This window comes from Marinomonas ushuaiensis DSM 15871 (assembly GCF_000521805.1).
Taxonomy (GTDB): domain Bacteria; phylum Pseudomonadota; class Gammaproteobacteria; order Pseudomonadales; family Marinomonadaceae; genus Marinomonas; species Marinomonas ushuaiensis.
In genome coordinates, this window is record NZ_JAMB01000007.1 from 83,477 (window position 1) to 98,921 (window position 15,445).

Here is a 15,445-nt window from a genome sequence, read left to right on the forward strand (position 1 = left end):
GGATTTTTGAGTCCTAAACTGTGTTACGAATACCTAATGGCGTTGGATACGGAGTAAAATAACTTTGCTCATTAATGTATTCACTGCCGTAATGTTTTAAATAGTGTTGTAGTAACGTCATTGGTGTGGCGAGATTCACCTCGCCGCGACGATATTGTTCGACCACATTGATAATATCTTTTCGTACTGAAACATCGACCGCATGTTTTAGGTAGCCAATCAAATGCATTAAGACATTGCAGTGGTTTTTACGTTGTGCTGGTTTGGACAATGTCGTCATTAATATTTCAAAGTATGCGTCTCTTAATTCACCTATTGGTCTTGGATCATTACCAGAAAGCAAGCGGCCAAGCTGACGGTATACTGGTTGAGAGTGTGCCATCACCATGTATTTGTAGCGGCTATGGAACGCAATCAGGTCTTTCATTTTTATTGATTCACCAACACTGTGACGAAAATCATTATGCGTGAAAACTCTCAGCAAGAAATTTTCTCTCAGTTTTGGGTCATTTAAGCGACCATCTTCTTCGATTGGCAATAACGGATAGCGTCGCTGTAATTCTTTGGTGAATAAGCCTGCACTTCTTTGCATGTGAGGGTGTCCGTTTTCCTGGTACACCTTAATTCTTTCTAATCCGCAGCTTGGTGAGTTTTTCATAACAATGTAGCCATCAAGGTGAGAAAGTTTTTTTAAGTAAGTATCAGATGCAGACATGAAAACGTCAGAGACATTTTTGTCTGTTTGTTTTGTGAAGACCATTCTTGGATCAGTCGGATCGCCTTCTAAGCGTAAGGTTGGGCGAGGGGTGCCAAATCCAGCGGCCACTTCTGGGCAGAATTTTTGATAGTCAAAATAGTCAGTCAATACCTTGTCGCAATAGTCTGAATGGCTGTGTCCACCATTAAAGCGAACGTTTTCGCCTAGCAAACACGCGCTGATTCCAACTGGGATTTTTTGTTCTAGCTGATCTGGTGTATGAAATAATGGCATTTTCTCTTCTCCAAAAAACAAGTTGCTGACTACAAAAGTTAGACCGTTGAACGATGATGCTTTTTACTGGGCTTTTGATGGTTCTGATTTTTCTGTTCTGATTAACTTCTTATACAATATATAAAGTTGTACAATAAAAGCAAGTAACTTATACAAAAATATATTTGTATAAGTTTTGTCTGTTTTATAAGTTTAGGTCACAATGTGTTGATTGTGTGAATTTAGGCTTTTTTTAAATCGTGATTTATTGGAAATCAATATGAGTCAGTTAAACCAGAATAAAGAAACAGTTAGTTTAGAAACGTTAGATCTATTAGATGAAGCGCTTGTCTTAGACAGTTCATCTTATTTTCCTATTCGAGAGCTATCTTTAAAAACTGGTGTTAACTCGGTTACCTTGCGTGCTTGGGAACGTCGTTATGGTTTGTTGAAGCCAAAACGAACCAACAAAGGACATCGTCTTTATGATCAAGGTGATGTGCAGCGAGTAGAAGGAATATTACGTTGGATTCAGCAAGGTGTTGCGGTCAGTAAGGTTCGTGCTTTGTTGGATCAAGGCGTCGCTTTTGATGGCGTCGCGCCATCTAATGAATGGTTGGAATGGCAAGTGTCTTTAGTAAAAGCTTCACAAGCATTCCAAGAAGAAAAGATAGAGCAGCTGTATCAGCAAATTTTTTCCCAGTATCCTGCGGACATTGCAGTACGTGATTGGTTGCTACCGAGTTTTGAACAATTAGGGAAAGGTGCGTCATTAGCATTTTGTGAGTCAGTTGTGTTGTCATGTTTGGTTGCGCGAACGAACAGTCTAAAATCTCAACAAAAGCATTCTTCTAACGTTTTGATTGCTGGATTGATGTCTCAACGAGCGCTTTGGTGTTATATGGCGGCGGCTATTTTGCTAGACAAAGGGATATCCTGTCGAGTGGTGCCAAATGCTCAACAAAGTGATGACTGGTCAGCTCTTGTGACGGGTATTAATGTAGAGTCAGTGCTGGTATTTTGCGAAAACGAATTGGCATCGAAAGCGGCTGATTTAATATCGCAAATGCAGCAATGGAATAAACCTGTTATTGCAGTGGGTGCCGGTTTTTGGTTGGCCGCTTATGAACTGAATATAACAACCCAAAGTCAGGTTAAAGTGTATTCAGAAGCGTTGGAAGGTGTGTCAGCGTTTATAAAGTTCAACTTGTAAAATAAAAAAACTATCAGATATATATCTATAATATATTTTGATTATAGTCTCATATCCTCTAATATCTTTATTAAATTAAACGAGGAAATCCAAATGACTAAGACTATTACTTTTGCCATCATGCACTTTTCTATTGCGTTTTCTGTTGCTTACTTAATTACAGGCAGCATCATTGTCGGTGGTTTAGTTGCCGTTGTTGAGCCCGCAATTAATACGGTTGCTTACTATTTCCACGAAATTTTTTGGAATAAATTACAGCAATCAGATGCTGAAGCGGCTATAACAAAAACTTTTCAATCGGCAGGCGAGAGTTACGCACTAAGATCTATGTAATTTTGTCGTTATCGTTTTTACGATAGTGAGAGGATCAAGGTGAATGGTTATAGTCTTCGAAGAAACCCACTAACGCATGGCGTTAGTGGGTGAGGGTAACTATTCAGAATTACGACATTGGGAAAAGTAAGAAGTATAGAACAACAGCAACGGCAATCGGCGCTGTAAACTTCATTGATATATTCCATAGCTTGTAAATAGAACCAGACAACTGCAATTCATCTTGTGCGAACTTGTCTTTTACAACCCAGCCTGCGAATAAAGCAATCAAGATGCCGCCTAATGGCAACATGATGTTGGCTGTGATGTAGTCTAAGAAATCAAACGTATTTTTGCCGAAGAAGGTTACATCAGACAAGAAGTTGAATGAACCTAGGCAAGCAATACCTAAAGCCCAAACGACAGCACCTAATGTGATTGATGCTGTGATGCGCTTCATTTTGAATTTTTCGATCAAAAACGCAACGGTTGGCTCTAACAACGAAATGGCAGATGTCCATGCAGCAACACCGACAAGGATGAAGAATAAAGATCCGAACAATTGACCAAATGGCATTTGACCGAAAGCAACAGGCAAAGAAATGAACATCAAGCCTGGACCTGCACCTGGGTTCAATCCGTTTGAGAAGATGATTGGGAAAATAGCCAAACCAGCCACCAAGGCAACCAGTGTGTCTAATGCACCGATTGTTAATACGGTTTTACCAATAGACGCTTTCTTCGTCATGTAGGAACCGTATGCCATGATGGTTCCCATACCTAATGACAAGGTAAAGAAAGAGTGGCCTAGAGCGACAAGTGCGACATTCCAAGTTAGAGCATCGAAATCAACGTGGAACATGAAGTCCCAACCTTGTGCGAAACCATCAGTAGACATGGCGTAACCAAGCAAGATCAGCAGCAAGACAAATAATGCTGGCATCATGATGCGAGTCGCTGTTTCGATACCTTTATTGATACCGCCAGCCACAACAGCAATAGTCATAATGCTGAAAAGCGTATGCCAGCCTAATAGTGTTTTTGCATCGCCCAATAGTGCGCCAAACGAATCTCCAGCTTGTTCAGCGCTTACGCCCAACATTTCGCCAGTTAGCATGATTTTAATGTAATGAAGAACCCAGCCACCAACAACAGAATAGAAAGAGAAAATTAGAACGCCTGAAAGCATTCCCATAACACCAATCCAACCCCAAGCTTTAGAGGCGTCAGACTCTTCTGCGATATCTGTTAATGCATTAATAGGGTTTTTTCGAGCACGGCGACCAATAAGGACTTCTGCCATCATAATTGGAATACCGACAAGTAAAATACATGCCAAGTAAACCAATACAAATGCGCCACCACCATTCTCGCCAGTAATGTAAGGAAATTTCCAGATATTACCTAAACCGACAGCAGAACCTGTTGCTGCCAAAATGAATATCCAGCGGCTCGCCCACGAACCGTGAACAGATGTTTTATTTGTCATAGTCATCTCTAAATTATTGAAAACGAATAGTTATTAGAAGCAAAAAATATACAGCGATCGAAGTCATTTCATGGCAATAATTGCGCCTTTCAGAACGCAAAAACGCATGGGTATTCTTTTTATTAAGCAGAAAGCATTAACAAAAATAAGCAAAACTTCGAATAGGGGCAGGATTTTCCGAATTTCGTCGCTTATATGCAACAAAAAAAGGCATTTTAGGCGAAATTGTTCTCATCGTGTTTTTTTATGAGGGCTGTATTACATCTTGTGAATAGTGAATATAAAACCTAAAAGGTTAGAGTTCTAAATAAATATATGGACATAAAAATACTTTCGGATATAATGTTTAGACATCAAATCATATTGTCTATTTTGATAAAGCCAATGGTAATAACCATTTGAAATGGCATTTTTTGATTATTTTTGAGTAATAAAACTGATTTCGATAAATATTAATACTTTGTTTTCTAATGGGTATAAGCATGAGTGCAGAAAAAATCACCTTTAATAAACCTAGTTCAATCGATGGAATGGCGGTGCACCAGTTGGTGGCGTCTTGTCCTCCTTTAGATACGAACTCTGTTTACTGTAATCTCCTTCAAGCCAGCCATTTTGATGAAACATCCATTGCTGCCAGTTTAGAAGACGGTGAGTTAGTTGGTTTTGTGTCTGGTTATATCCTTCCAAATAAAGTGGATACCTTATTCGTTTGGCAGGTCGCGGTGAGTGAAAAAGCTCGCGGTCAAGGCTTAGCCAAAAAAATGGTGTCTCAGCTTCTTGAACGATCTATTTGTTCAAATGTGCACTATATCGAAACCAGCATTACACAATCCAATCAAGGTTCTTGGGCCTTGTTTAGAAGCCTTGCCGAGCAGCTTGGCACCTCTTTAGAAGAGTCGATAATGTTTGATAAACAGCAGCACTTTCAAAACAAGCATGACACAGAGTTTCTTGTTCGAATCGGCCCTTTCTCAGTGAACAGCTGAACGCGTTCTTTTAATAAAAGACGCATCTTTCACTCCTCAGTTCTAAATTTATTTTTAAAGGATGACAAAAACATGAAAATTTTTGATGAAATTGAATCAGAAGTACAATCTTACGCACGCTCTTTCCCACGTGTCTTTCATCGAGCACTTGGCGCGCATTTATACGATGAAGAAGGTAATCAATACCTAGACTTTTTAGCTGGTGCAGGAACGTTAAACTATGGTCATAACAACCCCATTTTCAAAGAAAAGCTGGTTGAATATATTTTAGAAGATGGCATTACTCACGGTTTGGACATGCATACAAAAGCAAAAGGGGAGTTTCTGGAAGCGTTTAAGAAACACATTCTTCAGCCTCGTGGTCTTCAATATATGATGCAGTTCACTGGACCAACTGGTACGAACGCAGTAGAAGCGGCTCTTAAATTGGCGCGTAACGTAACAGGCCGTGAAAACATCATCAGTTTTACCAATGGTTTTCATGGCTGTAGCTTGGCTGCGTTGTCTATTACGGGTAACTCACATCACCGTGGAGCGGCGGGAACAAGTTTAGGTGCTGGTGTTTCTACTATGCCGTTTGATGGTTATCTAGGTGAAGGTATTGAAACGACTGAGTATTTAGACAAAGTTTTGTCTGATTCAAGCAGTGGTGTTGATACACCAGCGGCCGTTATTGTTGAAACCGTTCAAGGTGAAGGTGGTATCAATGTTGCGGGCTTTGGTTGGTTGAAAAATTTAGAGGCCGTTTGTCAGAAGCATGGTGTGTTATTGATTGTGGATGATATTCAAGCAGGTTGCGGACGAACAGGGACTTTCTTTAGCTTTGAAGATGCAGGCATTACGCCAGATATTGTCACCATGTCTAAATCATTGAGTGGTTACGGATTACCATTTGCAGTTGTTTTGATGCGTCCAGAGTTAGATACATGGAAACCCGGTGAGCATAACGGTACTTTTCGTGGCAACAACTTAGCGTTCGTGACAGCCAAAGCCGCTATTGAAACCTATTGGCAAGATGATGCTTTTGAAAAAGAAATTAAACGCAAAGGTGAATACATTCATCAGCGCACACAAAGCATAGTGAATGAATTCGGTGAAGGTAACTTTATCGTGCAAGGCCGAGGAATGATGCGCGGTATTAACTGTGTGAGTGGCGAATTGGCGAATAAAATTACCAAGAAATGTTTCCAAAACGGCCTGATGATTGAGACTTCTGGTGCAGATGATCAAGTAGTTAAGTTTCTTTGTCCTTTGATTATCAGTGATGAAGACCTTAAACATGGTATCGACATTCTAGAAAAAGCAATTCGTGAAGTATGTGCTAAGGAAGACGATATGCCTGAAGCCAGAAGTTACTTCGACGAAAACTATGACATTGCTATATAAATAAGAACTTTAAGACAAAGTAAGGAGCATTTATGTTTGCACGTGATTTAGCAGAATGTGAAAAAACAGAGCGCCGTGTTGTATCGCCTGACGGTAACTGGGAAAGTACACGCCTTTTATTGAAAGAAGACAATATGGGTTTTTCTTTTCATATTACGACAATCTATGAAGGCAAAGATTTCGATATGCATTATCAGAATCATCTTGAATCTGTGTACTGCATGTCAGGCGAAGGTGAAGTAGAAAGCCGAGAAACAGGTGAAAAACACCAAATTAAACCTGGCGTTGTGTATGTTTTAGATAAGCATGATGCACATACGCTAAGAGCCTTTAAAGAGTTGAAATTAGCGTGCGTATTTAATCCGCCAATTACGGGTAAAGAAGTACATAATTCAGAAGGTGCTTACGAGATTTTAGAATAAATCACGTACTTAATTATGGTCGAAAAAGACGCTTCTTCATGAAGCGTTTTTTTCAACCATTTTTCCTAGACCTATTTAAGTTGAGAATTATTTAAAATAGATCGCTATAACCTTAGTTAATGGCGGTTATGAGATGATTTGAATACTTAAAAAGGTGATTAATGCTTAAAATTTCCGCAACCTTATGACAATATAGCGGCAGTTTTATGACTCTGGTTGAAGTTTGCTTTCAACCCCTAGTGAATTGGAAAAATAATGGGACAACACACAGTTGAAAAAATTGGCGGCACGTCCATGAGTGACTACCGTTCAATTAGAGATAATATAATTTTTAAACCGACTCAAGCTGGTAATTTGTACCAACGTATTTTTGTTGTTTCAGCTTATGCAGGCATGACGGATAAATTACTAGAACACAAAAAAACGGGCGATGCGGGTGTTTTTGCTTTGTTCGCACAAGAGCGTAAGCAAAACAACTGGTTTGCCGCACTCACCGACGTGCGTAATGCCATGTTGGAAATTAACAATACCTTATTTGAAGCTGGCGAACTGCGAGATAAAGCCAATGCATTTTTAAATAGTCGCCTACAAGAAGCGCAAGAATGCTTAGAAGACTTACATCGCCTTTGTCAGCACGGACATTTTTCGATTAGCGAGCACCTCGCTACCGTACGAGAAATGCTGGCCAGTCTTGGTGAAGCGCATAGTGCATGGAATACCGCTCACCTTTTAGAGCGTGATGGCGTAAACGCTGTTTTTGTTGATTTGACAGGGTGGAATAGCCCAAGTCATATGTCGCTTGATGAACGAATTCTAGATGCATTTAAAGACATTGATTTAAGCAAAGAGCTACCAATTGCAACCGGTTATGCTCACAGTGAGACTGGCTTGATGTCGACGTTTGATCGTGGTTACAGCGAAATGACCTTTAGTCGTATCGCCGTGTTAACGGAATCTCGTGAAGCTGTGATTCATAAAGAATTCCACCTGAGCAGTGCTGACCCTCGTTTGGTTGGTGAAAGTAAGGCGGTACCAATTGGCCGAACGAACTACGATGTGGCTGATCAATTAGCAAATCTTGGTATGGAAGCCATTCACCCGAAAGCCGCCAAAGGTTTGCGTCAAAGTGGTATCTCATTACGTGTGAAAAATACCTTTGAACCAGAGCATACAGGTACCTTGATTACTGGCGATTATGTGAGTGACGCGCCTTGTGTTGAGATCATTGCGGGTTGTCGAGGTGTTTTTGCGGTTGAACTGTTTGACCAAGATATGGCAGGTGAAATCGATAAATTTGATGTTGGTATTCTAAAAGTACTGAATCAGTTTAATGCTCATATTATTGCTAAAGATATTAATGCCAACACTATTACGCATTATTTAGCGATTAACTTAAAAACGTTGAAGCGTGTTATGAAAGTGTTACACGAAAGTTTCGGAGACGCTGAAATAACACAACGTAAAGTGGCTATTGTGTCTGCTATTGGTAGCGATATGAAAACAACAGGTATGCTTGCTAAAGCAGTTAAAGCAATTGCAGAACAAGGCGTTAACGTATTGGCTATGCACCAATCTATGCGTCAGGTTGATATGCAATTTGTTGTTGATGAAGAAGACTATGAAAAAGCTATTTGTAGTCTACATAAAGAGTTAGTAGAAGCACAAAACCATGGTAGAGCTATCTGTCTAGCATCTTAATTTGTTCTTGGGTTCATTTATCCTAAGTAGCATAATTCACAGTAAAAAGCCCCAAGTTGAAGTAATTCAACTTGGGGCTTTTTGTTCGTTTTCTAAAAAATATTTTATCCTAATCTTAGCAAGATAAGTTAAATATCGTGATGAGTAATAGGCAGGCCTCTGTTAAATTTATCAGCTGTCACAGCTTTACTCACATAGTAGCCTTGTCCAAAGTCACAGTTAAAGGACTCTAGCATTATCCATTGTTCTCTGGTTTCTATACCTTCTGCCAGTACCTTAATATTAAGTTTGTGGGCCATTGCAATAATCGCCTCAATGATTTTTCTATCATCTTCATCCTCTTCTAAATCCATCACGAAACTACGATCAATTTTTAATAGAGTGACAGGTAAGTTTTTTAATTGAGCAAGAGACGAATAACCGGTTCCAAAGTCATCAATAGCGATGCATATCCCCATATTTTGGAATGTTTGCAGCATTTTTTTGGCTAATTCAACGTCTTCTAAAATAGATGTTTCAGTGATCTCAAAACCAAGTGATGTTGCTGGAACATCGTATTTCAAAAGCAATTTTTGAACGAAGGAAACAAACGTCGGATCAGAAAGCTGCTTAGAGGATAAATTAATATGCAGCATGATTTCAGGCATGCCTTGTTTTTTTCGTTTACCTAAATAGGAAATACCGCTTTCGACAATCCAGTGACCTAGTTCGATAATTTTCCCTGTATTTTCAGCCAATGGAATAAAGTGATCTGGGAAAGTGAGTCCTTTTTCAGGGTGGTTCCAACGAATTAAGGCTTCAGCACCGAACACTTGGTTGGTATGTAGATCAAATTGAGGTTGGTAATAGAGTTCGAATTCATTGTTTTTGATGGCTTTAGCTAAGTCTTCTTCTTCCTTGATTAACTCATAAGTGTTGATTTTCATTTTCTCTGTGTAAAAGGAAAACTGATTTTTACCTTGGTGCTTTGCTTGATATAAAGCCATGTCTGCGTTTTGCATAATGGTTACTAAATCATCGCCATGCTCTGGGATCATTGCAATGCCTAGTGAAGTACTTAGTATGAAATCTTGGGCATTTATTTTGAATGGATTTTGGACGCTTTTTAGGACTTTGTCTGCATATGCAGCTACATCGTCAGGATGATTGATGTCGTCTAATAAAATACCAAATTCATCGCCACCTAAACGAACAACCTTATCTGAAGGGCCTTTTAATCGATTGAGTTTTTCTGCGACCAACACCAATACTTTGTCACCAATATCATGGCCAATGGTGTCGTTAATGCGTTTGAAATTATCTAAATCAAAATAAATGAAAGCAGATAAACGTTTATTCTTCATGTTTTTTTGCAGGATAAGGAGTAGCTTATCTTGTAAGTATCTACGGTTTGGTAAACCTGTTAAAGGATCTAGATAAGCTAGTTCTTGTAATTCTATGGTTTTCTCTGTAACTAAAATTCTTAGTCTTTGTGGTTGTATTAAAATGGCATATAAAGCAAGGGAGAGTAAAAATGCCACAATGATACTGATGCCATAGCCCATGAGCTGTCGCTGAGTTAATTGGGGACCTAAGGTTTTACTTATTTCAAGTGTCCAAGTGCCTACTGGTAAGACTAATTCAGTGGTTGCCTTGATTTTGGTTAGAGGAATGTCAGAGCTTGAAAGAACAGTGACGTTGTTGTCTTTTATTTTTGAAAGGCGGTATTGGTAACCTTGTCGCTCAAGTTCTTTTAGTTTAGTTGATTCTATTAGGCTGTCTAAATAAATAAATGCTGAGGCAAATCCCCAAAAAATTTCTCTTTGAGTGCCTGAATTTAAAAAAACTGGGACGCGAGCAATAATAGCCTCATCACCTTGCAATAGTTTCACTGGCCCAACAGCAATAAGCTTGTTTTCTTTAATCGACCTTAAGACTTCTTCCTGATATTGACTTTCAGCTAAAATATTAAACCCAATTGCGATCTTACTTTTTTCTAGAGGATAGATACGAGTAATAATCCCATCAGGTGCAAGTTGTAGGCCTTCAACGTCGGAGATCGACTTAATAAGGTTACTTGAATAATCATCAAACCATTCATCGCTATCTTTACGATGCTCCACCTCATACGATAAGAAACGTGCTGAAGAGACTGCAGCAGAAAGCCGGCGTTCTAAAACAGAAGCTTGGGTTCGAGATAGGTCTTTTAAAATAGATTGTTGTTGATTAACGATTGAGTCACTTGTTGATACTGTCCAATAGCCGCCTAAAAGCGCAATTACTAAAAAAGCAATCGAGGATGCAATGGCTGCTGAGGGTTGTTTAAGCTTCTCGTTATTCAATCCGTTTTCCCTTAAAAATTATCCTAATGATGATCAATATATGATAGCCATAAAAGGAATATCTATGTTTCATTTTTTGTAAATTGTTGTGGTGTGTCTTGGAACTTAATCGCTGGTTTTGTAAATGGCGTTTTAGGATAGGGGGAAATGTAATGTTAGGAAAAGAGAAAACCGCAGCACTTTCCGTACAAGCCATTAAAGGTTTGACTGTTTAATAAAGATACTAAACTTAGAAAGGCGCGGTTAATACATGTGTTCTATGCAACGGCGAGAAATATGCCAGCAAGAGCAATAGCGCTACCAGTAGCACGAGTAAGGATTGGTGTTTGGAGGCGGACCATCGCTGTACCAAAACCTAGGCCAACAACATGCAAAGCCAGAGTAGCTGTCGCGAAGCCTAATCCATATTCTATTCCACTTGTATGTAACGGAATTTCTACGCCATGCGCCGCACCATGAAATAACGCAAACAAGCCTGCAATACTTGCAGAAGCCACAACAGGGAGACGAGTAGCACTGACTAATAGCATGCCAATCATAATCACTGACAAGGTGATACCTTGTTCAATGAAAGGGACATGAATGCTAGAAAGAACTAACCCGCCGCCGAATAGCATAGTGGCGACAAATGCCGTTGGAACAGCCCATAATGCACGACCGCCAAGACTTGCGCCCCAAAGACCTACCGCCAACATCGCCAGTAAATGATCTAAGCCAAGCATTGGGTGCATGAAGCCTGTCATGAAGCCGGAAGCATGTTCGTGTCCTGGATGAGCAAAAGCAAGTGTGGGTATGGTAGCAATAAGTGCAACCAAGCCCATTTTAAGCGTATTTAGACGCATGGTTTATCTCCTAAAAAATGAGTTTGAAAAGACCTTAATAAACGAAAGCCTTCCTAAACCACCGCTCTTGCGGCTGGAATAAGCCGAAATTCTACCATATCTATATAAGGACAATTGAATTATGTGTTGTTAATCTAACGTTTTTCCTGCTTGAACTTCGGCATTATGGTAAGGTTCTGCTTATTGAAAAGGCTAAAGTAAAAAGTGCTTTTGATCATGAATCAAGCGCTCCGTTATTAGAATGAATAAGGAAAAGGTTGTGGCAGACACTCAATCTACACAGATCGAAAAATTAGAAAAATTACGTACAGCTTGGCTACCTGCAGTTGAGTTTCTTTTTGGTGAAGCCGTAGTCGAAGCTAAGTTTGACGGTTTTGATGTATTAGACGATATTGCCAAACCAACCGTTCTCTTTTCGCACGCGGATGAGCCGTATCGATACACTATCCAAATGCCATCACGAAGTTTCACTAATGATGTGATGTTGTTTGTTGATGTGATTCAAGAAATGGTTCGAGGCTTGTATCCAGTGGGCGCTAGTGATGTAAAGACAACGGCGTTATATGAAGGTGCAGCCGTGTTTGGTGCGATTACAGCGATCCGACAGGTATTTGGTGAAGAAACCGTCGACTCTTATTTGAATGCGCTAAAAGAGCAAGCTTTCCCATATTATGATGCTTTCTCTTATACGGCTGTATTGTTGGCAGAAGATCCACAGGCAATCAAAAAACTACGTGGCGTACAGCCTTTCCTTTATAAAGTTGTAAGAAATGATTTTGAAACGGCGGGTGTTGAGATTGATCGAAAAATCAAAGACATTTTATTATTGGCGTTTCGCGCTTAACGAGCAATCGTTAAAATCACGATAAGTAATAGAATTGAAGTCAGGTGAAAGCGGTTCACCTGACTTCAAAATGCTATTTTCCTTGCAGCTCGCTTAACTCTTCACTGAACCAAATTTTACGTGTAAAACGAGGGTTTTTGGACGACATATCAATTTTATATGGATTGGCGTCTTGGTTATGAGGTAAATCAAGAATATTGCACAGCTCTTGAGCAAGCCATTTCTCAACCTTTAATACCACCATCTTCTTACGCAAACGACCTTGTTCATCACGGTTCAAAATCGTTGGTAATGTGTTCAGTGTTAAAATTTCACCCAAAGCAGGGTGCGCCATACGTTCACGACCTTCATCGCTGGCATAAAAATGCGATACCGCAAATACCATTCGTTCTGGGTTAATCTGGCGTAAAAACTGACAAGATTTAACGACCGTAGAACCCGTACGAACCATATCATCAAACAAGACAATACTCGCGCCGTCTAAGCCATCAAATGTGTGCTCACTTTCTTTGTGTAGAGTAATTTCTACTTTACGTTCATTTGTTCGCTCTTTATCGAGCATGATGAATTTTGCTTTGCTCAGCCCAAGCGCTTTGTACATTTCTTTAACGAAATCTCGCGCACCTTTGTCAGGCGCACAAAGCACAAGGCCTTCACCGTCTTTTCCGTAATGCAAAATATCTGAATTTAACAAATAATGAGCGTAAATCTCATAAGGAATTAGATTATGAAAGTCGCCTTCGAAGACTTCGGTAAAGATTTTTTGTACCGAATCAGAATGGTTGTGAATTGTCATTACGGTATCTACACCAGACAGCTTTAGCATCTGAGCATAAAGTTTGGCGGTAAAAGGTTGACCGTCGAATTTTTTAATATCTTTGACATCACGTTCAAAACTGGTCTGGCCTAAATCTTTATGGGGGCCACGATCCTGTGCACTGTAAAACAAATCAGGTTCCACAAGAATCACACGAGCTGCACCGTTTTCCTTCGCCGCACGAGCGATGATGAAATTCGACATGGCTAATTCTTGGCGGCTTTTTACATGACTGCCAGTACTGACAATAATGACAGACTTGCCTTTAAGCTTGCGTCCAATGTTGTCAAAATCTGCCTCGTCGGAAATAAACCGAGGGCAAAATTCAGAGTTCATAAATTGCTTCATGCTGATCAAATCAGCGATGTCATCGAATTGGCCCATTGCATAAGCAATATCGATGGCAAATGGATTATCGGAAGAGTTACTAACAACTACGACATTAGTTGACTGACTGGTCGACAAAGTCATTGAAGATCCTTAACGAGGGGTTGGGGATTTGAGCAGATTTTAATACGTGTAGATGTATTTCGATAGGCCTGATTACGTATAAATGGCAATTTCATGTCAAAGAATGGTCATGACGGTTTTTATTTACATGGAAGTCTTGCAAAATAGACCGAATTAGCTCCCTTCACATTGCTTGTAACAACTTGGCGTTCTTGGGCAAACTGCTCCCCGTGAACAGATAAGTCTGGCGTCATTTTCAATACCACGTTCAACCCAGTTGATATTGAGGATTTTTGCCACGCTCATGAGATCTTTCTGAATACTTTTAGGAATTCGAGAAGAGCCATTATGACTGACGCAAGCTTGCTTCAAATCATTTGCAATAGAAATGGCGTCTTTGCCCTGTGCGTCTATGGCTGGATTGAGATCAATACCAGAACAAAGTACATGACTGTTCCCAGCAAGATCTTGAACCTTAATAGATTCACAAGCGTAGATGCGAGGTTCATCGGCAACGTTAAGAATCGATATCTGAGCAGAGGTTCCTGTGGTTGGTTCACTTATCATGCGAAAAACGGCCCAATGCTGACAAGGGTCTTCCACTAAATTCATGTTTCCCCAAGGCAAAGGAATCCCGTTGCCTCGATAAACGGCTTTCAATTTCCCCGGTGCGTAGGCATCAAAATAATGCCAATGAGGATAAGGCGAGGCGGCGGTCATACGACGCATAGCGACGGATTCTGATACACCTGCTAATTTCGCTGTATTAATTTCGTAACCATTGCGGTCTAGCATTTGTCGAAAAGGCACTTTTGGACAGAGCAAAGCGCCAGCAAAAAAACTGCACTCGAAATCTCGCCATGCGTACAAAATATCTTGGGCATCCATACCTGATGACTGCATTTTTGAATTACGAGCTTGCAGTGGTGATATTTCGTTGCGTCCCGTAACGAGCACATTTTTCATACCGTCTTTGTCGTGTAATACCGCGTGACCAATATGAACGGCCAAATTGTATTTCAAACGCTGCGGTTGAGTTTTCATGATCTGGTTGATGTAAATCGTGCTTGGTGGATCAAAGAAAGAGGTGACCACGTGACTTTCATCAATCCCCATACTTTCTAAAACAGACAAAGGCGTTTTACGGAACCACTTTATCTGTAGACCCATTTGTTTTGTGATGGCGACAATGTCGTCAAGGCTTAATGGTAAACGTTTGTGTCCAACATCTTCCGCGGCGCGTTCAAGGTCAGGGAAATGGTTTTGGTTGTGTTCTTGATGAGCGCGAATCAGTAAATGAGCAAATTGACGACCGCTGGTTCCTGTTTGTGACAGCATTTCAGGAATGGCGATTTGGAGTATGTCTTTAGAGAATAAAAAATTGGGTTCTAATGCCATACCACTAATGCCACCACCAGAACCTTTTGACGGTGTAATGGCGTCTTCTTCGGGAATATCATCAAGGAACCAATCCATTTCTTTTTGAAAAACGTTGGCGATAACTTCCAAAACGTCTTCACTAGGAATGCGTTTTCCCCGTTCAATCATCGATAAATAAGACACAGAAGGTGCGGACTCCGCATCGACTTTTATGCATCTTGATGACAGGTCTTCCATCGTTAAACGGTTGCGTTTACGGAGGTTGCGGATCTTTGTGCCCAAAAAATGGGCTTTGCGGTTTAGGTTATTTTTATT

The 15,445-nt window shown here is 40.2% G+C and carries 13 protein-coding genes; 7 read left to right on the plus strand and 6 right to left on the minus strand.

Going from position 1 to position 15,445, the window contains the following annotated elements:
* Positions 1-13: 13 nt before the first annotated feature.
* The gene (locus tag MUS1_RS09230; RefSeq protein WP_051436193.1) at positions 14-991 is read right to left on the minus strand and encodes a YbgA family protein; all 978 of its coding nucleotides are present in this window, start codon (positions 989-991) and stop codon (positions 14-16) included.
* A gap of 259 nt (positions 992-1,250) precedes the next feature.
* Here MUS1_RS09230 and MUS1_RS09235 point away from each other — a divergent pair, with 259 nt between their 5' ends.
* Positions 1,251-2,183 carry a MerR family transcriptional regulator gene (locus tag MUS1_RS09235; RefSeq protein WP_036161673.1) on the plus strand — a complete coding sequence of 311 codons (933 nt, stop codon included), beginning with the start codon at positions 1,251-1,253 and terminating at the stop codon, positions 2,181-2,183.
* Between the two features lie 93 nt (positions 2,184-2,276).
* Positions 2,277-2,516: a DUF2061 domain-containing protein gene (locus MUS1_RS09240; protein ID WP_036161674.1), complete on the plus strand. Its 240-nt coding sequence runs from the start codon at positions 2,277-2,279 to the stop codon at positions 2,514-2,516.
* Positions 2,517-2,625: 109 nt separating this feature from the next.
* Here the strand turns inward: MUS1_RS09240 and MUS1_RS09245 are convergent, their stop codons facing one another.
* Entirely contained in the window at positions 2,626-3,984 is a 1,359-nt protein-coding gene (locus MUS1_RS09245) for a sodium-dependent transporter (protein WP_036161676.1), read from the minus strand.
* Between the two features lie 482 nt (positions 3,985-4,466).
* Here MUS1_RS09245 and ectA point away from each other — a divergent pair, with 482 nt between their 5' ends.
* The 4 genes from ectA to MUS1_RS09265 all read left to right on the plus strand — a co-directional run bounded on the left by ectA (position 4,467) and on the right by MUS1_RS09265 (position 8,476).
* The gene (gene ectA / locus MUS1_RS09250; protein WP_084035594.1) at positions 4,467-4,970 is read left to right on the plus strand and encodes a diaminobutyrate acetyltransferase; all 504 of its coding nucleotides are present in this window, start codon (positions 4,467-4,469) and stop codon (positions 4,968-4,970) included.
* 72 nt (positions 4,971-5,042) lie between these two features.
* Complete coding sequence (ectB, locus tag MUS1_RS09255) at positions 5,043-6,356, plus strand: diaminobutyrate--2-oxoglutarate transaminase (protein ID WP_036161678.1); 1,314 nt, start codon at positions 5,043-5,045, stop codon at positions 6,354-6,356.
* 32 nt (positions 6,357-6,388) lie between these two features.
* A complete protein-coding gene (locus tag MUS1_RS09260; RefSeq protein WP_036161683.1) occupies positions 6,389-6,778 on the plus strand; it encodes an ectoine synthase in 390 nt (129 codons plus the stop codon).
* 255 nt (positions 6,779-7,033) lie between these two features.
* A complete protein-coding gene (locus MUS1_RS09265) occupies positions 7,034-8,476 on the plus strand; it encodes an aspartate kinase (RefSeq protein WP_036161684.1) in 1,443 nt (480 codons plus the stop codon).
* 128 nt (positions 8,477-8,604) lie between these two features.
* Here MUS1_RS09265 and MUS1_RS09270 read toward each other — a convergent pair whose 3' ends face one another.
* On the minus strand, positions 8,605-10,797 hold the full coding sequence (locus MUS1_RS09270) for a bifunctional diguanylate cyclase/phosphodiesterase (RefSeq protein ID WP_036161686.1): 2,193 nt from the start codon (positions 10,795-10,797) through the stop codon (positions 8,605-8,607).
* A 257-nt stretch (positions 10,798-11,054) separates the two neighbouring features.
* The gene (locus MUS1_RS09275) at positions 11,055-11,639 is read right to left on the minus strand and encodes a HupE/UreJ family protein (RefSeq protein WP_036161688.1); all 585 of its coding nucleotides are present in this window, start codon (positions 11,637-11,639) and stop codon (positions 11,055-11,057) included.
* A 259-nt stretch (positions 11,640-11,898) separates the two neighbouring features.
* On the opposite strand from MUS1_RS09275, the gene MUS1_RS09280 reads away from it, so the two are divergent.
* Positions 11,899-12,483, plus strand: a complete 585-nt coding sequence (locus MUS1_RS09280; RefSeq protein ID WP_036161690.1) for a hypothetical protein — start codon at positions 11,899-11,901, stop codon at positions 12,481-12,483.
* Between the two features lie 73 nt (positions 12,484-12,556).
* Here MUS1_RS09280 and MUS1_RS09285 read toward each other — a convergent pair whose 3' ends face one another.
* Complete coding sequence (locus tag MUS1_RS09285; RefSeq protein WP_036161691.1) at positions 12,557-13,771, minus strand: phosphoribosyltransferase family protein; 1,215 nt, start codon at positions 13,769-13,771, stop codon at positions 12,557-12,559.
* Between the two features lie 153 nt (positions 13,772-13,924).
* On the minus strand, positions 13,925-15,412 hold the full coding sequence (locus MUS1_RS09290) for a DUF3612 domain-containing protein (RefSeq protein ID WP_245595786.1): 1,488 nt from the start codon (positions 15,410-15,412) through the stop codon (positions 13,925-13,927).
* Between the last annotated feature and the right edge of the window lie 33 nt (positions 15,413-15,445).